The 18,741-nt window shown below is 37.6% G+C and carries 20 protein-coding genes; 10 read left to right on the top strand and 10 right to left on the bottom strand.

The window, feature by feature from the left end:
- Positions 1 to 192: 192 nt before the first annotated feature.
- From AACP56_RS04640 to AACP56_RS04625, 4 genes are read right to left on the bottom strand one after another with little or no spacing between them, the layout of a single operon-like run.
- Positions 193 to 1,452, bottom strand: a complete 1,260-nt coding sequence (locus AACP56_RS04640; protein WP_339336301.1) for an MFS transporter — start codon at positions 1,450 to 1,452, stop codon at positions 193 to 195.
- A 6-nt stretch (positions 1,453 to 1,458) separates the two neighbouring features.
- Positions 1,459 to 3,147 carry a single-stranded-DNA-specific exonuclease RecJ gene (gene recJ / locus AACP56_RS04635; protein ID WP_339336299.1) on the bottom strand — a complete coding sequence of 563 codons (1,689 nt, stop codon included), beginning with the start codon at positions 3,145 to 3,147 and terminating at the stop codon, positions 1,459 to 1,461.
- A 34-nt stretch (positions 3,148 to 3,181) separates the two neighbouring features.
- Entirely contained in the window at positions 3,182 to 3,532 is a 351-nt protein-coding gene (locus AACP56_RS04630; RefSeq protein ID WP_339336297.1) for a four helix bundle protein, read from the bottom strand.
- 38 nt (positions 3,533 to 3,570) lie between these two features.
- A complete protein-coding gene (locus AACP56_RS04625) occupies positions 3,571 to 3,996 on the bottom strand; it encodes an OsmC family protein (protein ID WP_339336295.1) in 426 nt (141 codons plus the stop codon).
- Positions 3,997 to 4,054: 58 nt separating this feature from the next.
- Here AACP56_RS04625 and AACP56_RS04620 point away from each other — a divergent pair, with 58 nt between their 5' ends.
- Positions 4,055 to 4,657, top strand: a complete 603-nt coding sequence (locus tag AACP56_RS04620; RefSeq protein WP_339336293.1) for a carboxymuconolactone decarboxylase family protein — start codon at positions 4,055 to 4,057, stop codon at positions 4,655 to 4,657.
- Positions 4,658 to 4,663: 6 nt separating this feature from the next.
- Here AACP56_RS04620 and AACP56_RS04615 read toward each other — a convergent pair whose 3' ends face one another.
- The 4 genes from AACP56_RS04615 to AACP56_RS04600 all read right to left on the bottom strand — a co-directional run bounded on the left by AACP56_RS04615 (position 4,664) and on the right by AACP56_RS04600 (position 7,087).
- Positions 4,664 to 5,227, bottom strand: a complete 564-nt coding sequence (locus AACP56_RS04615; protein ID WP_339336291.1) for a uracil-DNA glycosylase family protein — start codon at positions 5,225 to 5,227, stop codon at positions 4,664 to 4,666.
- Positions 5,227 to 5,898 (bottom strand): 16S rRNA (cytidine(1402)-2'-O)-methyltransferase, encoded by a 672-nt coding sequence (rsmI, locus tag AACP56_RS04610; RefSeq protein WP_339336289.1) that lies wholly within the window; start codon positions 5,896 to 5,898, stop codon positions 5,227 to 5,229. The genes AACP56_RS04615 and rsmI overlap by 1 nt, the downstream gene beginning before the upstream one ends.
- Before the next feature lie 104 nt (positions 5,899 to 6,002).
- The gene (locus AACP56_RS04605) at positions 6,003 to 6,356 is read right to left on the bottom strand and encodes a DoxX family protein (RefSeq protein ID WP_339336287.1); all 354 of its coding nucleotides are present in this window, start codon (positions 6,354 to 6,356) and stop codon (positions 6,003 to 6,005) included.
- 47 nt (positions 6,357 to 6,403) lie between these two features.
- Entirely contained in the window at positions 6,404 to 7,087 is a 684-nt protein-coding gene (locus AACP56_RS04600) for a hypothetical protein (protein WP_339336285.1), read from the bottom strand.
- Between the two features lie 160 nt (positions 7,088 to 7,247).
- On the opposite strand from AACP56_RS04600, the gene AACP56_RS04595 reads away from it, so the two are divergent.
- The 3 genes from AACP56_RS04595 to mscL all read left to right on the top strand — a co-directional run bounded on the left by AACP56_RS04595 (position 7,248) and on the right by mscL (position 9,472).
- Positions 7,248 to 7,892 (top strand): thymidine kinase, encoded by a 645-nt coding sequence (locus AACP56_RS04595; RefSeq protein WP_339336283.1) that lies wholly within the window; start codon positions 7,248 to 7,250, stop codon positions 7,890 to 7,892.
- Complete coding sequence (gene alr, locus AACP56_RS04590) at positions 7,885 to 8,991, top strand: alanine racemase (protein ID WP_339336281.1); 1,107 nt, start codon at positions 7,885 to 7,887, stop codon at positions 8,989 to 8,991. Before AACP56_RS04595 ends, alr begins: the two co-directional genes overlap by 8 nt.
- Before the next feature lie 79 nt (positions 8,992 to 9,070).
- Positions 9,071 to 9,472: a large-conductance mechanosensitive channel protein MscL gene (mscL, locus tag AACP56_RS04585; RefSeq protein WP_339336279.1), complete on the top strand. Its 402-nt coding sequence runs from the start codon at positions 9,071 to 9,073 to the stop codon at positions 9,470 to 9,472.
- 292 nt (positions 9,473 to 9,764) lie between these two features.
- Here the strand turns inward: mscL and AACP56_RS04580 are convergent, their stop codons facing one another.
- Positions 9,765 to 10,496, bottom strand: coding sequence for a LytR/AlgR family response regulator transcription factor (locus tag AACP56_RS04580; protein ID WP_339336276.1), 732 nt, complete (start codon positions 10,494 to 10,496; stop codon positions 9,765 to 9,767).
- On the bottom strand, positions 10,493 to 11,524 hold the full coding sequence (locus tag AACP56_RS04575) for a sensor histidine kinase (protein ID WP_339339855.1): 1,032 nt from the start codon (positions 11,522 to 11,524) through the stop codon (positions 10,493 to 10,495). Before AACP56_RS04575 ends, AACP56_RS04580 begins: the two co-directional genes overlap by 4 nt.
- Before the next feature lie 221 nt (positions 11,525 to 11,745).
- On the opposite strand from AACP56_RS04575, the gene AACP56_RS04570 reads away from it, so the two are divergent.
- From AACP56_RS04570 to AACP56_RS04545, 6 genes are all read left to right on the top strand, one after another.
- On the top strand, positions 11,746 to 13,029 hold the full coding sequence (locus AACP56_RS04570) for a DUF5686 family protein (RefSeq protein ID WP_339336272.1): 1,284 nt from the start codon (positions 11,746 to 11,748) through the stop codon (positions 13,027 to 13,029).
- A 163-nt stretch (positions 13,030 to 13,192) separates the two neighbouring features.
- Positions 13,193 to 14,182, top strand: coding sequence for an aspartate-semialdehyde dehydrogenase (locus AACP56_RS04565; RefSeq protein ID WP_339336270.1), 990 nt, complete (start codon positions 13,193 to 13,195; stop codon positions 14,180 to 14,182).
- A 1-nt stretch (position 14,183) separates the two neighbouring features.
- Positions 14,184 to 14,483, top strand: a complete 300-nt coding sequence (locus AACP56_RS04560; RefSeq protein ID WP_339336268.1) for an antibiotic biosynthesis monooxygenase — start codon at positions 14,184 to 14,186, stop codon at positions 14,481 to 14,483.
- Positions 14,484 to 14,613: 130 nt separating this feature from the next.
- A complete protein-coding gene (locus AACP56_RS04555) occupies positions 14,614 to 16,764 on the top strand; it encodes a prolyl oligopeptidase family serine peptidase (RefSeq protein ID WP_339336266.1) in 2,151 nt (716 codons plus the stop codon).
- A 71-nt stretch (positions 16,765 to 16,835) separates the two neighbouring features.
- On the top strand, positions 16,836 to 17,822 hold the full coding sequence (locus tag AACP56_RS04550) for an ABC transporter ATP-binding protein (protein ID WP_339336264.1): 987 nt from the start codon (positions 16,836 to 16,838) through the stop codon (positions 17,820 to 17,822).
- An 83-nt stretch (positions 17,823 to 17,905) separates the two neighbouring features.
- Positions 17,906 to 18,712 carry a hypothetical protein gene (locus tag AACP56_RS04545; protein WP_339336262.1) on the top strand — a complete coding sequence of 269 codons (807 nt, stop codon included), beginning with the start codon at positions 17,906 to 17,908 and terminating at the stop codon, positions 18,710 to 18,712.
- The last annotated feature ends 29 nt before the right edge of the window (positions 18,713 to 18,741 follow it).

The raw sequence follows: 18,741 nt of genomic DNA, 5'->3' as shown, positions 1-18,741 counted from the left end.
TAGCCAATTCACAACAATAATTTAGAAACTTGGCAATCGTGCCATACATTTACAGTGTTGTTAGTTTCAGAGCAGTTCCCAAATCCATACTAACCTATTTGAGGCAGAGCAACGACCCAAATCTTTTTAAAACCTACATTAAAAGATTAGCCCTTCTCCCCAAAGAAGGGCTTTTTTGTGTTAATGATGTTCCTAAGTCTCATTTTCATGCTCCTCTACATCTTTTGATAAATCAAGCTTTCTAAATGTAGGTGAAACCAAAGCGATTGTTCCAACTGTTAACAGGGTCATACATCCGCCAAACACCACTGCGGTAACCGTTCCCAAAAGTTTTGCTGCCAGGCCGCTTTCAAAAGCACCTAATTCATTTGAAGATCCCACAAATATTGAGTTAACGGAAGCTACCCTACCACGCATTTCATCCGGAGTTTTTAGTTGTAAAATCGTTTGCCTAATGATCATGGAAACTCCATCCACTGCACCGCTTAAAAATAAAGCAATAACAGAGATCCAAAAAGAGGTAGAAATACCAAAGACTATAATACAAATTCCGAATGCAAATACTGCCCACAATAACTTCTTCCCTGCATACTTATGTAATGGAAATCTTGTCGAGCCCAACATCGTAATAGATGCTCCAACTGCAGGAGCTGCTCGTAGAATTCCAAAACCTTCAGAACCTACATGTAGAATATCCTGTGCGTAAATGGGCAATAGCGCTACCGCTCCGCCAAAGAGAACAGCAATCATATCTAAGGTTAGTGCACCAAAAACGGCTTTACTATTAAAAACGAACTTTAACCCATCCTTTAAGCTCTGGAGAACAGGCTCTCCAATTTTTGGATTTAAAATGGGTTTCTTTGATATGCGAAAGAGAAACAACAAGGCAAGCACAGCAAACCCAAAAATAACGCACATGGACCAATGCACTCCAATCCAACTAATGGAAAATCCCGCAAAAGCTGGTCCCAAAACAGAAGCCATTTGCCAAGTGGAACTGCTCCAAGTTGCCGCATTTGGATATATTTTTTTAGGAACAATCAAAGCAATCAACGAAAAAATTGTTGGCCCAATAAAGGCTCGTACCAAGCCTCCCAGAAAAACCAATCCATAAATACTATAAAGAATGGTCTTTTGAGCATAGCTTGCCTCTACTGTTGGAAGCGTGATGAAAAAAAGGCCTAAGCTGACCACAGAAAAACCAAGAATACATTTGACCAAAAGATTTCGTTTTTCACTTTGGTCCACGATATGCCCAGCAAATAATGCGATGCTAACTGCAGGAATTATTTCCATTAAGCCAATAATACCTAAAGAAAGTGGGTCTTTGGTTAAGGAATAAACTTGCCACTCAATGACAATAAATTGCATGGACCAGGCAAAAACCATTGCAAAACGGACTCCCAAAAAAATATTGAATTCTTTAAAACGTAAAGCTGCGTAGGGATCCATTACAAACTATCGGAGGTCTTTAAGTTTTAGCTGTAGGTTTACATTGCCTTGCCATTCATTTTCATCTAAAGTAAAAGCAATATCAAAACGATTTTTGATTTTCACCTGTCCTATTTTTTTTCCTAGATTAAAGCCTATGGCACCAATAGGTTTTGAGCCTTTTTGAGTCACTGTTACTTTGAGATGCTTCTCATCCTCTCCAACTCCTTTTCCATACCCTGTATCTTGAACATGTTCTGCCATAAAGGTAGGGGTCATATTCCCCGGTCCAAATGGAGCAAATTGTTTGATTATCCGCATTAATTTTGGAGTAATTTGATTCAGCTCTATTTGGGTATCAACGATAAGTTCTGGAGTTAATAATTGTGGGTCAATAGTTTCAGAAACTACTTTCTCAAACTGTGTTTTAAAATTTTCATATTGCGTTTCTAAAAGTGTCAATCCAGCAGCATATTTATGCCCCCCAAACTGTTCTAAACAATCAGCACAACTTTGCAAAGCATTATACACATCAAAGCCTTTTACAGAACGTGCAGAAGCTGCTAACTTATCACCACTTCTGGTAAAAACAAGCGTTGGGCGATAATAGGTTTCTGTGAGACGTGAAGCTACAATACCTATGACTCCTTTATGCCATGTTTCATCATAAACAACAGAGGTAAAGCGTTTTTCTTCTTTGTTTTCTTTTATCTGCTTTAAAGCTGCTTCCGTAATATCTTGGTCCAAACTTCTCCTATCTGTATTAAATTGTTCTATTTCACTGGCAAAAGTTTCAGCTTGTTCCAAATTGGTTTCTGTCAATAAATTGACTGCATGCTGGCCATGTTTCATTCGCCCAGCAGCATTTATTCTTGGGGCAATGATAAAAACAACATCCGTTATGGTAAGCTCCTTTTTCTTAATTTGGTTGATAATAGCTTTAAACCCAATTCTAGGATTAGAATTTATAACCTGCATTCCAAAATAGGCCAAAATCCGATTCTCGCCAGTTATGGGAACAATATCTGCTCCAATTGCAGTAGCCACCAAATCTAGATAGGGGATTAAATCGTCTATTGTCTGCTCTTTTTTTGATGCTAGGGCCTGTATCAATTTAAAACCAACTCCACAACCACAAAGTTCGTCATAAGGGTATTCGCAATCAACTCTTTTTGGGTCTAAAATAGCGACTGCATCTGGTAATTTTTCTCCAGGACGGTGGTGGTCGCAGATAATAAAATCGATTCCTTTTTCTTTGGCATAATTTACTTGGTCAATCGCCTTAACCCCACAATCCAGAGCAATAATCAACGAGAAACCATTGTCTTCTGCAAAATCAATTCCTTTTAACGAGACCCCATAACCCTCATCATACCGGTCAGGAATATACGTAGCCACATTGGGGTAGGTTTCCAATAAATAGGAAGATAGTAAAGCCACCGCTGTAGTGCCGTCTACATCATAATCCCCATAAACCAATATATTTAGCCCTGCCTCAATTGCCTTTTCTATTCTTGAAACAGCAATATCCATGTCTTTCATTAAAAATGGGTCATGTAAATCGGAAAGCTCCGGACGAAAGAATTTTTTTGCATCCTCATATGTGGAAATCCCACGTTGCAAAAGTAATTGCGCAACCAAAACATCAACCTTTAGCTCAGTGCTTAATCGGTCAATATCGTTTTGTTCCGGTTTGGGTTTTATGGTCCAGCGCATTATTTAAGTTCAAGAGCAAGAATGAAGTTCAACCTCAATTATTTTTATTTTTAATTACCGTTGCAATAATCTTGATTAATTGCTCTACTTCATTCAATAATTGATTTCTGACATCAACTGATCTATAGTTTATTTTGCTTAAAATCTTTAGGTTAACTCGTGATTCTTTTAATTCTTTTAAAGAAATTGAAGCTTTATTTATATAGTCCCTTTTAGTATTAGTTCCCTGGGCTTCGCCAAAGTTTAAAGCAGAACTTCCTCCAGAACGCAATAGTTGATTTCCATAATATTCCCCTGTCATATCGGATGGTAAATCTTTACAAAAAACAGCAACTTCAGCAGCAAAACTTACCAATCTGTCTTCAAGGTCAAATTTTCTGTCCATACTGCTTTTCTTTTGAATTTGAATCTTGAGCTTGAACTTTAGCTGTGAAACAAAACCTTAATCTCCAGTTCCGCAAAGCGTCTAAACATCTCCATGACTCCACAATACTTTTCTACCGACATATCCACTGCTTTTTGAAGTTTTTCCTCTTTCAAATTTGAGCCATGAAAATGATACTCAATCACGACAGAATCATAATATTTTGGGTGTTCGTCAGTAAGGTTTGCAATGGTTTCAATTCGGAATTCATCAACCTCCAACTTCATTTTTTTAATAAGGGAAGCAACATCCAAACCTGAGCAACCAGCTAATCCGGACAACATTAATGCCTTTGGTCTATAACCTTCGCCTTTACCACCATCCTCTGGTCCTGCATCTATGGTTAAATTCAGTCCTGATGGATTATTACTTTCAAAGGCCATTTGACCTTTCCATTTGGTGGTAATATGATTTGTCGTACCCATAATTTTTATGTTTCTTGTAAAAATTAAAAATACACTAACTCTACCAAACAAACACATAATGGCCTTAGTAAATCCCCTGGATCCAAATCACGATAAGGAAACCAAAGAATTAGCAGAATTCTTTAATGAAACTTTGGGCTTTTGTCCTAATTCTGTTTTGACCATGCAGCATAGACCTGCAATATCCAAAGCTTTTATTAATTTGAACAAAGCAGTAATGGCCAATGAAGGTCGCGTAACCTCAGCTTTAAAACGAATGATTGCTTGGGTTAGCAGCAATGCTACTGGTTGTCGCTATTGCCAGGCCCATGCGATACGTGCTGCGGAACGCTATGGTGCCGAGCAAGAACAATTGGATAATATTTGGGAATATAGAACACATGATGCTTTTTCTGAAGCAGAACGTGCCGCTTTGGATTTTTCATTAGCTGCTTCTCAAGTACCTAATACTGTAAATGCCGATATTAAAAAACGTTTACACGAATATTGGAATGATGGTGAAATTGTTGAGATGCTCGGTGTAATTTCACTTTTTGGTTATCTAAACCGTTGGAACGATAGCATGGGAACCGAAATAGAAGATGGAGCTGTTGAAAGTGGTGACCAATATTTAGGAAAATATGGCTGGGAAAAAGGAAAGCATGATGGGAGTAGGTACTAAGACTTACTAGAGTTTTATTCTTTTTTTCAATTCTGGCAAAACCTCACTCTCAAACCAAGGGTTTTTACTTAACCAAAAGCGGTTCCGCGGAGATGGATGTGGTAATGGAAAATACTTAGGCAAATAGTTACGGTAAGCTCTAACAGTTTCTGTCAGGTTCTTTTCCATTTCTCCTTTTAGGTAATAGCTTTGAGCATAAGTGCCAATTAGAATTATTAGCTCCAAATTCGGCATACTATCCCATAATTGTTGATGCCATAAAGGAGCACATTCTTTTCGTGGGGACAAATCCCCGCCTTTTCCCTTACCAGGGTAGCAGAAGCCCATAGGTACTAAAGCTATTTTAGTTTCGTCATAAAAGACTTCATCAGAAACACCCAGCCATTTGCGTAATTGCCTTCCACTTGGGTCGTCCCAAGGCACTCCTGTTTCATGAACTTTGGTTCCCGGTGCTTGACCAATAATTATAATTTTAGCATCAGGGTGAGCAGCAACTATAGGTCTTGGTCCTAAAGGCAAATGTGCTGTACAAACTTCACAAGCTCTTATTTGGGTAAGAAGTTGCTCCATTATTTCTTTCCGCCAACGATAATAACCAATTCTCCTTTAGGTGGCTTTTGGGTGTAGTGTTCCAAAACCTCAGCCACTGTCCCACGCACTGTTTCCTCATATAATTTGGTTAATTCACGAGATATGGAGACTGGTCTGTCTGCTCCAAAATATTCAGAAAATTGCCCTAAAGTCTTCAATAATTTATGTGGTGATTCGTAAAAAACCATCGTTCTGGTTTCTTCGGCCAAAAACTCCAATCTGGTTTGTCTTCCCTTCTTTAGGGGCAGGAATCCTTCAAAAACAAAACGGTCATTCGGCAATCCACTGTTTACCAAAGCAGGTACAAAAGCAGTAGCTCCAGGTAAACATTCAACTTCAATGTTATTTTCTACACAAGCTCTTGTCAACAAAAAACCAGGGTCGGAAATAGCAGGAGTCCCTGCATCAGAAATCAAGGCTAGGATAGTGCCACTTTTTAATTTTTCTATGAGCTTTTCAATACTTCTATGCTCATTATGCATGTGATGGCTTTGCGTGGGTGTACCAATTTCAAAATGCTGTAACAATTTTCCGCTGGTGCGTGTGTCTTCGGCAAGAATAAGATCTACTTCCTTTAAGACCTTTATCGCCCTTAGTGTAATATCCTCTAAATTACCGATTGGTGTAGGCACCAAATATAACTTCCCCATAATGAGTAAACAGCCTCAGGGCAAACCCATGAGACATTCCGTTTGAAAATTCTTAAAAAACGAGACAAACCTCGAAATAAATAAATCTCGATTATCGAGCAAAGTTAAGGTCTTACTTCTTTTCCTGTAAAATAAGATGCCAAAACTGCAATAAAAGCTATAACTGCGCCCATATGCTCTCCATCACTTAACATATAATGTGCAAAAAACGCCAAAAGCGTATTAAAGAAAAAACCGGCATAGGCCCATTCTTTTAACCATTTGGAAAAATTGCCCCAAACAGCTACTAAGCCTAAAATCTTTGCAATTGCCAAAGGATAAATCAGGTAGGTGGGATAGCCCATATTTTCAAAGAAAGCCACTATAGCAGCATTATTGAAAAAGTAGTTGTAGACGGAAAAAAACATAATGAGCGTCAACATTCCAGTTGAGACCCAATAGATAATCTTTTTTACCATGAGAATATATTTAGTTGGTTCAACTAAATGTACTACAATTTGAAGAATTAGGCGAACTTGCGCTCTATGAGCGACATAAAGCGAGTTTCATACTCATTTTTTCCTTCCCAGTTATTGTACTCTGGCTTCACCATATTATTGATAAAAGCAATGGAACGCTCTTCTGTATCAATAGTATTCAATTGTGAAAGCACACGATTGTAATCTTCCACATTATCACGGAAAAGGTGTTTTACAAAAGCCAATTTATCATTTAGACCTATTTGAAGTTCTTTGGTCAGTTTATCATTTAAAGATTTTGCCTTTGGGGTCTTATTTTCCAACTTTGATTCAGGCGCAAGAATTTCTTTTTCGTTCTTCATCGTTTCTGGCTTTGCAATGAAATCTCCAAATATATGTTCTATTGCCTCGGTTGGCATTTCAGAAACCATATCCTTTATGGTATCCATACCGGGATGTGTTATAATATCCTCTTCATGAGGGTTGTTTTCAGGAACTCCTGTATTCCCGCTCATCACAGAGCTAGCTAACTTTTCAAAACGAGACGCAAGCACGTTTTTAGAAACATCCACCTCAACATCACTTAGCTTTTCATCTATAAACTTTAAAACCGCTAACTTTTCATATAACTCTTTAGCTACTTCATACAACTCGGCAAGTTCCCTGTCTTCACGAGAAGTTATAATATCAGTAGACAGCTTTATCAATTGTTCCCTTATCTGTCGTTTCATCCAATTAATCTTTAACTATATAAATGTACTACCAAAATCTATGCCCCTTTTAGAACAAAAGGTTAAATTTTATTGTAAAGTTGAGGCATATTTTTTTAGTAATTTTACTGCTTCTGTAACAAGAACGAATAAACCTCTTATTTTCGTTTAAAAGTACAATATGTTTCTCGAAAACACAGTAAACCATAAAGAACAGTTTGGATGGATAGAAGTCATCTGCGGTTCCATGTTTTCTGGAAAGACCGAGGAATTGATTCGAAGGCTTAAACGCGCCCAGTTTGCCAAACAACGTGTAGAGATTTTTAAACCACAAGTGGATACGCGATATAATGAGGAAATGGTAGTCTCGCATGATGCCAATGAAATACGTTCTACGCCCGTCCCTGCAGCAGCAAACATTCGTTTACTGGCTGATAATTGCCAAGTAGTGGGGATAGATGAAGCTCAATTCTTTGATGATGAAATTGTTACCGTATGCAATGATTTAGCTAATCGCGGGGTTCGTGTTGTTGTTGCTGGATTGGATATGGATTTTAAAGGAAATCCTTTTGGTCCTATGCCAGCTTTAATGGCCACTGCAGAATATGTGACCAAAGTACATGCAGTATGTACTAGAACAGGAAATCTTGCCAACTACAGTTTTCGAAAAGCTGATAATGATAAATTGGTTTTATTGGGAGAATCTGAAGAATATGAGCCACTCAGCCGTGCGGCTTTTTATAAAGCTATGCTCAAAGAAAAAGTGAGTCAGATGGATGTTGATGCCGAAGAAATTACTTCTAAGAAAAAAGCGGCCAATGGGTAATATTGGCGAAACTACCCTAGAAATTGACCTTTCCGCACTGGAACATAATTTCAATTTTCTTAAAGCTAAGCTCAAAAAAGAAACTAAATTCTTGGCGGTTGTAAAAGCCTTCGCTTATGGGAGCGATATGGTAACCGTGGCAAAAAAACTGGAAAGTTTAGCCGTTGATTATTTTGCCGTCGCATATGTAAAAGAAGGTGTTTTATTAAGAGATGCAGGAATAAAATCACCAATCTTAGTGTTGCATCCCCAACCTACAAATTTTGGAGAACTTATCGACCGTTGTTTGGAGCCAAGCCTATATTCTCCAAGAATTTTAAAGTCTTTTCTAAAAACCGCTCAAGAAAAAGGACAAATCAATTATCCAGTTCATTTAAAATTCAATACCGGTCTTAACCGACTTGGATTTTGGGAAAATGATGTCGATTATATCTTAGAACAGCTAAAAAACAGGAGTGAGGTTAGAATTGCATCTGTATTCTCCCATCTTGCGGCTTCTGAAGACGAAAACGAGCAAGAGTTTAGCCTCAACCAAATTGAAAATTTCAAGAAAACAGCTACCCAACTGAGCAAAAAATTAGGTTATGCCCCAATTCGACATATGCTCAACACCTCTGGTATCATAAATTATCCAGAGGCGCAATTTGAAATGGTTCGTAGTGGTATTGGACTTTACGGATATGGAAACCATCCAGAAATTGATGCTAAACTAAAGCCGGTAGCTTCTTTAAAAACTATTATTTCTCAAATCCATAAAATTGAGCCAGGTGAAAGTGTAGGTTATAATCGCGGTTATAAATCAGATGGTTATAGAACTACTGCTACCTTACCAATTGGTCACGCAGATGGCATCTCTAGACAATATGGTAATGGGAAAAGTTTTGTTTCTGTAAAGGGTGAAAAAGCGCCTATTATTGGGAATGTGTGTATGGATATGATTATGATTGATATCACTGGAATTGATTGCAAAGAGGGTGATGAAGTGCTCATTTTCGGAGAAAATTCATCTGCGGAGAACTTTGCAAATGCAGCAAATACCATTTCTTACGAAATATTGACTGCTATCTCTCAAAGGGTTAAACGAACAGTAATTGACTAGCTTTTAGTCACCACAAATTGACAACAAGCATTTTTTTAACTACTTTGTAGCTCTATTAACCACATAAACTATAAATACGATGCTTAAAGAATTCAAAGAATTTGCAATGAAAGGAAACCTGGTAGATATTGCCGTAGGTTTCGTAATGGGTGCTGCTTTTAATAAAGTAGTGGCTTCTTTCACAGGTGGAATTGTTTCTCCACTTATTGGATTGTTATTTGATGCAAACTTTAATGACCTAAAATATGTTATAAAAGAAGGAGCTATGAACGACGCCGGAGAAAAAGTAGGTGAGGTCGCTGTACTTTACGGAGAGTTTTTAACTAATGTGATTGACTTTATTATTGTTGCCTTTGTAATGTTCATGGTCGTAAAAGGAGTTAACAAAATGAAGAAAAAAGAAGAGGAAGCTCCAGCAGAACCTGCAGGACCGACTCAAGAAGAGTTGCTAATCGAAATTCGCGATGCTTTAAAAAAGTAATACAACTTAATTTCTGAATCTGGTTCAGGAACATACCGCTGCACCACGTTCAACTTAAAAACCGCCAATTTGTTTCGCTAACAAGTTGGCGGTTGCTTTTTTAATTCCTGCGTCGCAGGAACCTTATTTGATGTGCTATCTTAATTACGCACATAAAAGAAATATAAATCATTTATGCTATTATAACCAATTTTACAAACGAGCTACGAGTTTAGTTATTTAACACAAAATCAAACCTTTAGATTTATTGTTTGAAAACAAAAAGAATAAATAATCATCACTTTAGTAAAAACTAGACTATGAGTTTCCTGATATTGTCCAAGTAGCTTCTACTAACCTTGACTATATCGCCACTGGTCATTATAAGCTCATAACTCGAAGGGTAACTGTATGCTTCCTTTACATTATTGATATTGATGACCGTGGAGCGATGTACCCTGATGAACTGTTGCGGGTTTAGCTTTTCTTCCAACTTTGATAAACCGTAGCTAGTTAAATGCGAGCTTTTTTCAAGAATCAGTTTCGCATAGTTGCCATCAGCCTGAATATAGATGATATCGTTTACGGGAATATTGATGAGTTTATTCCGTACCGATACCAAAATATTGGTCAGATGGGTTTCCTGTTCGTTCAAGCCATTGACCAAAGTTTGTATTTGATTGAGATAGCTCTTATCGTTGGTCATAATCTTTTCAATGGCCTCGTCAAAGCGTTCCTGCTTAAAAGGTTTGAGCAGATAATCCACGGCGTGTACTTCAAATGCCTTGAAAGCATACTGGTCATAGGCAGTGGAAAATATAATCTGGGGCATTTCATTCAGTCGCTGTAAGACCTCAAAACCTGTAAATCCTGGCATCTGAATGTCCAAAAAGACCAAATCCGGTTTAAAGGTATTGATGGCCTTTACGGCATCGACCCCGTTGTTACATTCCTCGATGATGACCAAGTCTTTGTGGGATTCCAAAAATTCTTTAATCAACTTTCGAGCTGGGGCTTCGTCATCTACGATAATTACTTTTTTCATTGTTGTTCTAATGCTGTATTTATTGGAATCGAAAATGAAACGCAAAGTCCCGAAGGCTCATTATTGTTCAATTCAAGTCCTTTTCCATATAGTTTTATAAGTCGTTCGTTGGTGTTTGAAAGTCCGACACCTTTTTTCAATAATTTCGAATGTTTTTGTCCATCGATTCCCCTGCCCGTATCACAAATCGTAAAATTCAAGTTCTCATTAAGACGGCTCACTTCAACTTTTATAAGTCCACCTTTTATTTGGGGCGAGATTCCGTGCTTTATAGAATTTTCGACAAGGGGTTGGATAATCATAGGAGGTATCAAAACATCCTCTAAACCTTTTTCAATATCAATTTCATATTGAAGGCGTTCGCCGAAACGCTCTTTTTCCAAATCGAGGTATTTCTGGGCAAATTCCAGTTCTTCTTTTACGGCAACCATATCTTCACGAGAAACCTTTAATTGATATCGGAACAAATCGGACAGTTCATTGACCATATTCCGCGCATTTTTTGCCGTTGCGGGTATCGCCGAATTAATCGTATTGAACACGTTATATAAAAAATGAGGATTGAGCTGTGCCTTTAATGCAGATAGTTCGCTCTGCGCATTGAGTTTGCTCAGTTCTGCCGATAGCAATTCCTGTTTCTTCAACTTTTTGGAATACATATAGAGGTGAAAAAAACCAAACTGAATGCTATAGAAAAGTATGGTCAAGTACACATCCCATACTTCCCGGGAACCGCGTAACCTAAAAAGACCAAAACTATCACAGAGTGCATAGTATATAACAATCCAGACGTATATAAAAAGAGGCATAGTAACTAGGTGTAACAATCCTATTTTCCAAATGGGGTATTCGTTCAGTTTTTTAAAGTAGAGCCATAATAACGGAATGGTCAACACTGCTTTGAGTACATAGTTTAAGAATACCCAGGAAAGCCCGAGCCACTTCCCAATATCAATGGCTGACGTGGCGTATTGTAAAATGCCCATTACAATGTAAAATGTCAATATGAGTATGATTTCTTTTTTCAATTTTTCCAAATCTATTTATGTGACAAAATATTAATAATTGACTGAACGACAAATATTTAAAATAAATAGAGTTAGTCCTATTAGAATCTTTTGAACTGCAATATAGCGTGGTGAACGTACAATTGCAGTTTACAAGATTATATGTCCGTTCAACACAAAACGCTTCCTTACCCCTCGAATCCGTCATTCCTTTGCGGAGTCAATTATTAAATCGAATTCTTATGAAAGCAATTAAAAAGTATCGCAATAATGTATATGCCGTTTTAGTTTGTATTCTTTTTACACAAATAACACAGGCACAAAATGAAGATGTGCCTCAAAAAAAAGGAACGAATAAGATTAGTGTCCCACAGGTTCTTTTCAGAGGTGTATTATTTGAGAATCAAGAGAAAAACCAAGTTTGGTACATTCCAAATGTCTTTGAACTGTTTCCTGCAAATACGGTAGAAGGGTTTGTATTTAATCCACAAGTAAAGTTTACCCAAAACTATGAGAATGGTCGATTTTTAAGCTTGAATCCGAATCTTAGATACGGATTCGGAAACGAGCGATTTCAAGCGCAGTTAAAATCTCAATACTATTACAGCCCAAAAAACTTTGGGTTATTGGAACTCTCTGGAGGGCGAGCCATAGAACAATTGTACAATGAGAGTACACTAAGTGCTTTTAACAACACCTTGTCAACTTTCGCTTTAAGCGAAAACTTCCTAAAAATTTATGAACGTACTTATGTAGAATTAGGTCATACGTTTTCACCATTAAAGAATTTTCTTTTTACGACATCCGTAAGCTGGAACGAGCGAAACCCGTTAACCAATCTTGAAAAATATGAAAACGATGAGGATTTTACGCCAAACGCCCCCGAAAACCTAGAATTGGATAATACCGCTTTCGCGAAAAATACTGCTGTGCTTTTTGATGCAAAACTAAGATGGCAACTAGGTCATCGCTTAGAAAGACAAAGGGGGCAACTGGTGTCCAAAGGAAAATACCCAGCGTTGACCCTTTCGTATGCAAATGCCACTGACGACATTCTTGGTGGAGACGTATCGTATCAAAAACTGGCTTTTAGTGTTCAGGATGATTTTGAAATTGGTGATTATAGCTTTGGAAAGGCATTTGTTGAAGTTGGGGATTTCTTGTCCCAAGACAACTTGACCTTTGTGGATTTCAACCATTTTAAAGGCAAGGAAACCGTTTACGGAGACTATGATATCGACCAGTTTCAATTATTGGAGTACTATCAAAACAGTACTGCAGACTTTTATGTTCAGGCACACTATGAACATTATTTCCGTCCCTTTTACTTTATCTACGATGAGCTTAATTATAGACCCGTTGCAGGCATTCGTTACCTATACACCGAAGCAGGTGGCCACTATGCCGAATTGGGGATTGGAATGGACAAAATGTTCAATGGCAATTGGCGAGTAGATGTATACAATAGCTTTCGAGACGGGGAACACGAGAGTTTTGGGGTGAGAGTTGGGTTTAACATTGAATAAAATTCAGCTAATTACTACGCTGTAAAACAAAAGTTTATGTGCAATGTTAAGAAATACTTGTTGTTGCAAATAAAACATTTTGTTATATTTTAATATTTATTATCTCATTTGCTTGCCAATCTAAAATTCAGAATTACCTTTGTTTGCTCAAACTTAGATTAGAATGAAAGTAGCAGTTGTAGGCGCCACTGGAATGGTTGGTGAGGTCATGTTAAAAGTATTGGCAGAACGTAATTTTCCAATTACAGAATTGTTATTGGTTGCTTCAGAACGTTCTGTGGGCAAGAAACTGTCTTATAAGGGTGAAGATTTTACTATTATTGGCTTAGAAACGGCGGTTGCTGCCAAACCGGATATTGCTATCTTTTCAGCCGGCGGTGACACTTCAGTAGAATGGGCTCCAAAATTTGCAGAATTAGGAACTACCGTGGTAGATAACTCATCTGCTTGGCGTATGGACCCGACCAAAAAATTGGTGGTTCCAGAAATAAATGCTCAAGAATTAACAGCAACCGATAAAATTATTGCCAACCCTAATTGCTCTACCATACAATTGGTAATGGCATTAAATCCACTGCACAAAAAATATCAAATGAAACGTGTGGTTATTTCTACCTATCAGTCAGTTTCTGGTACTGGTGTAAAAGCGGTTAAGCAACTGGAAAATGAAATGGCCGGGGTACAAGGCGAAATGGCCTATCCGTACCCCATCAACAGAAATGCACTGCCCCATTGCGACGTGTTTTTGGAAAACGGCTATACCAAAGAAGAAATGAAACTGGCTCGTGAGCCACAAAAAATATTGGATGACAGGACTTTTTCTGTTAGTGCCACTGCCGTTCGCATTCCAACAGCTGGCGGGCATTCTGAGTCCGTAAATGTGGAGTTCCATAATGATTTTGAGCTTTCAGAAGTTCGTAAATTATTGAGCGAAACACCTGGGGTTGTGGTTCAAGATAATCCAGATACCAATACCTACCCTATGCCCATTTACGCGCATGACAAAGATGATGTTTTTGTAGGACGTATTCGTCGTGATGAAACCCAACGAAACACTTTAAACATGTGGATTGTTTCTGATAATTTAAGAAAAGGAGCCGCTACCAATGCGGTACAGATAGCAGAATATTTGGTAGAAAATAAATTGGTGTAATATGACAGCTCGTATATGGCACGGGGAAACTTCAGCTAAAAAATTCAATGATTACACTGAATTTCTTAAAAAAGTTGCTGTGCCAGATTACCAAAAAACCAAGGGTTTTGTATCGCTTACTTTTCTAAAGCGTGTTGAACGTAATATTGGTCATTTTACATTAATTACTTTTTGGGAAAATCTAGAAGTCATTAAAAATTTTGCTGGAGATGATTTTGAAAAAGCAAAATATTATCCTGAGGACGATAATTTTCTTTTAGAGTTTGAAGAAAAAGTAGTGCATTATGATGTATTTGCTTAGCTCTCCTTTCACTTTTTTTAAGCCACAGGATTTAATGTTCGCCTAATAGTTAAAAAAAGTTAAGCCTTTTCGCTTTTCTCTAAATTTCAATTCATTTATGGTATTTTCGGAAGATTAAATCCACCAAAAAATGAGAAAAATCACCTTCCTATTCGCTATAGTGCTTTTGGCATCTTGCGAAACTAAAAAAAAGAGAGACCCTATCGTTGTGAACTATCCTACCACTCAAAAAGTTGATACTGTAGACACGTATTTTGGAACTGAAGTAAGCGATCCATATCGTTGGCTTGAAGACGATAGAAGTCCAGAAACAGAATCATGGGTAGAAACCCAAAACAAAACCACTTTTGGGTACTTAGATAGTATTCCATTCCGTGAAGATTTAAAGAATCGCCTCGAAAAACTTTGGAACTATGAAAAACTAGGTTCTCCATTTAAAGAAGGCGAGTATACCTACTTCTATAAAAATAATGGGTTACAAAACCAATATGTGGTTTACCGAAAAAAAGGAGATGGCGATGAAGAGGTATTTCTAGACCCCAACACCTTTTCCGAAGATGGAACTACTTCTCTTGCCGGACTTAGCTTTACAAAAGATGGTTCTTTAGCCGGCTACTTAATTTCTGAAGGTGGTAGCGATTGGAGAAAAGCCATCGTAATTAATGCCAAGACCATGGAACAGGTAGAAGATACCTTAGTGGATATTAAATTCAGTGGAATCTCTTGGAAAGGAACAGAAGGATTTTACTATTCTAGTTATGACAAACCTAAAGGCAGTGAGCTTTCTGCCAAAACTGATCAACACAAATTATATTATCATAAAATTGGCACCCCACAGTCAGAAGATAAATTAATATTTGGAGGAACCCCAGAAGAAAAACATCGTTATGTTGGTGGCTACCTAACTGAAGATGAAAGATATTTGATAATTACAGCTTCTACCTCAACTTCTGGCAACAAACTATTCTTGAAAGACCTTTCTACAGATGGAGACTTGGTTACTGTTTTGGACCATACAGATTCTGACACTTACGTCATGGAAAACGAAGGCTCTAAACTTTGGTTGGTGACCAATATGGATGCACCCAACAAAAAAATTGTGGTTACAGATGCTTCCAATCCTAATTCAGACAATTGGAAAGATTTTATTCCAGAAACCGAAAACGTATTGACTGCTGGCTCTGGTGGAGGTTATTTTTTTGCTGAATATATGGTAGATGCAATTTCTAAAGTGTTGCAATACGATTTTGAAGGAAAACTGATTCGTGAGGTAAAACTACCGGGGATTGGTAGTGCTGGCGGATTTGGAGGAAAGAAAGAGGATAAAGAATTCTACTTTTCGTTCACCAATTATAATACGCCCGGTTCATCTTACAAATACAATGTGGAAACTGGGGAATACGAGCGATATTGGAAACCAGATATCGATTTTAATCCAGCAAATTATGAGTCGACACAAGTTTTTTATGAATCAAAAGATGGCACAAAAGTGCCCATGATCATTACCCATAAAAAAGGGGTTGAGCTTAACGGAAAGAACCCTACAATTTTATATGGTTATGGTGGGTTTAATATTAGCCTTACGCCTTCTTTTAGTATTGTAAATGCTGTTTGGATGGAACAGGGTGGAGTTTATGCCGTACCAAACCTTAGAGGTGGTGGAGAATATGGCAAAAAATGGCATAATGCTGGGACAAAAACACAAAAGCAAAATGTGTTTGATGACTTTATAGCCGCTGCAGAGTATTTAATTGCAAACAAGTATACATCTAAAGAATATTTGGCTATTCGTGGTGGTTCTAATGGTGGTCTACTAGTTGGCGCTACCATGACGCAACGTCCAGATTTAATGCAAGTGGCATTACCAGCTGTAGGGGTTTTAGACATGTTACGTTACCATACATTTACTGCAGGTGCTGGATGGGCCTATGATTATGGAACAGCGGAAGAAAGCCAAGAAATGTTTGAATATTTAAAGGGTTATTCCCCAGTACATAATGTAAAAGAAGGAGTTGAATATCCAGCAACCTTGGTTACAACAGGTGATCACGATGACCGTGTGGTTCCAGCACATAGTTTTAAGTTTGCTGCGGAACTTCAAGAGAAGCAAGCAGGCACCAATCCTACTTTAATTCGTATTGAAACCAATGCAGGTCATGGTGCAGGCACCCCGGTAAGTAAAACCATAGAACAATATGCTGATATTTTTGGTTTTACCCTGTTTAATATGGGCTTTGACGAATTGCCTAACCAAGCAGTGCTAAAAGAGTTTAAAGACTAGGTTTCTTTGTTAAAATAATAGTTGTTTAAAATCCGTTTCTTTAGAAGCGGATTTTACTTTTTTAAACGTACATGCTAAGTATAAAAGACATCTCTTTTTCTTACCAAGACACTAAGGTTCTTGAGCAAATTTCTTTTTCACTGGAAAAGGGAAGTCATCTTTCTGTTATGGGCGAAAGTGGCTCGGGAAAAAGCACGTTACTTAAAGCAATTTATGGGCTGCTTCATTTAGATTCTGGAGAGATTTTCTGGAATGATCAAAAAGTATTGGGGCCTAATTTTAATCTGGTCCCAGGTGAAAAATATATGAAATATGTAGCTCAGGATTTTGATCTAATGCCATTTACATCAGTTGCTGAAAATATTGCCGAGTTCCTTTCTGCTTTTGACCAAGAAAATCATCAAAATCGCATTAACGAGCTTTTAGAAGTTATTGAAATGACAGATTTTGCAAAGGTTAAGGTTAAAAATCTTAGCGGCGGTCAAAAACAAAGAGTGGCACTAGCGCGTGCCTTGGCTCAAGAGCCAGAAGTACTTCTTCTAGATGAACCCTTTAGCAATATAGACCAATTCAAAAAAACCCAGCTTAGACATATTCTTTTTCCTTATTTAAAAGAAAAGGGAATTACCATTCTAAATGCCACCCATGACCCCGAGGATGTACTATCTTTTGCAGACAGCATACTTATTTTAAGGGATGGTAAAATGACAGCCTACGACACTATTGAGCATTTGTACCAAAAACCAAAAGAAAAATATATTGCCTCACTTTTTGGTCAAGTAAACGAATTGCCCATCTCCCTTCTTAAAGAATATTTAGAGGTTGAAGCATCAATATTAATCTATCCACATGAATTACAAATTTCAAAAGATTCTGGCTTTGAAGTTTATGTGATCAACAATCATTTTAAAGGTGGTTACTATTTAATTGAGGCAGTAGCTGAAAATGGGCAAACTGTATTCTTTAAAAACCTTCATACACTTAAAGCTCATGCCAGAGTTTATCTTAATCTCTCACTACAATTGGTAAATAAAAGAATCAACATTAAATCGAAGTAGTATTTTGTCGAAAACTGCTAAATAGTAATACCATTTTCTTTTTTTTCTCCGTTAGCTTTTTAGAACCCCAAAATGCTATTAAAATGAAAATGTTAATCTTGCCCTTTTTTATATGCTTATTTCTGTTTCAAATCTCATGCTCTACAGAAAACGATGTTGATGAAGAAAGTCCTACGGAAGATTCCACTAATTCAGATGAAGACACCAATTCTGAGGATTCCAATAGTGGTGAAAATTCTGGAACAATAGAATTGACTGCTAGCCCAGATATTTTAACAAATGATGGTGAGGGAAGCCAATCTTGGAATGACGATGTTACGCTTACCGCTAAAAAAATAGATGGTTCTAATGGAAGGGTAGTTTATGAAAATCGTTTTACTGATGATGGTTTTGGTGTAGCCGGAGGTAGATGGGAACAGATTGATTATTATTACGAATATCAAGGTGAAATAGTTAAGGCCAGCGAACAATTGATTATCAATTTTAGCAGTCCTGTAAACAATGTAACAATACAGGTTGGGCAAATGGACCCAAGGGAAGGCAGACAGGCAAAAGAAGGGACATCTTGTGAAGATAACGACACAACTAGGGTGGATGAATCTGGAAAGTGGACTGCTTTCAATGCAGATAGAGAAGAAATTGGAAGCGGAATTCTTTTGGATGAATACTCCATTGAAGGAAAATTACCAGATTCTATGGGTTCCTACCGTTTTAAATTAGAAACAAAAAACATCTCTACCATTGTAATCGAGGCCACACAATGGGGTGGAGAAGAGAGGGGCTGCCCTACCTACAGGTCTAGCTATGCCAACCAGTCCCTAAATGACAGTGGCAATACAGAGAATAATTCAGAATTTAATTTAATGGCTTTAAGCTATCAAAAAAATTAACCTATTGTCTTGGTTATCTTTGTGTAAAA

The sequence above is a fragment of the Croceitalea sp. MTPC6 genome (assembly GCF_036985525.1).
GTDB lineage: Bacteria > Bacteroidota > Bacteroidia > Flavobacteriales > Flavobacteriaceae > Croceitalea.
This window is presented reverse-complemented; position numbering and strand designations above follow the sequence as displayed.